Raw genomic sequence first — 507 nt, forward strand, 5'->3', positions numbered from 1 at the left:
CCTTCGATCGTAATAGCCGAGCCTGATAACTTTATTGAACCATCACTGTTCATCACTAAAGAGGAACCACCCGTTTTCAATACAATCTTGTCGCCACTGATAATTTGCGTTGCACCATCAGCTTTATAAGCGGTGTTCCCTTTCACTGATACCGTTAAGTTGCCACCAACCGTCTGGTTATCATCCGCACCAATATCTGAACTCTTAGACGCACCGATAGTAAGGTTACTGTTTTCGCCAATATCTAAGTCATCATTTTTACCGATCTTAGTCGTACGGTTATCACCAATTTCTAAGTCAAAATTGTTTTTCACATACTGGGCTTCGTTCGCGTTGTATGTGACGGTAACGTCTTGCTCGACTGTCTCGGTAAACGTACTGTTTACTTGTGTCGTTTTATGTCCATGAATGGTTTCTTTATGGTCACCATGAACTTCATTCGTTTGGTGACGTGCAACCTTCAAGAATTCATCTTGACCGATATCACGGTAACGGTTGTTGAGCACC

Annotated in this window: 1 protein-coding gene; it reads right to left on the reverse strand. The window is 42.4% G+C overall.

Features of this window, described 5'->3' with window-relative positions:
• Positions 1-507: bacteriophage T4 gp5 trimerisation domain-containing protein (locus R7Z77_RS28710; protein ID WP_411913232.1), on the reverse strand; the 507-nt coding region annotated here is incomplete at both ends.

Source organism: Vibrio sp. 1401, from assembly GCF_033340295.1.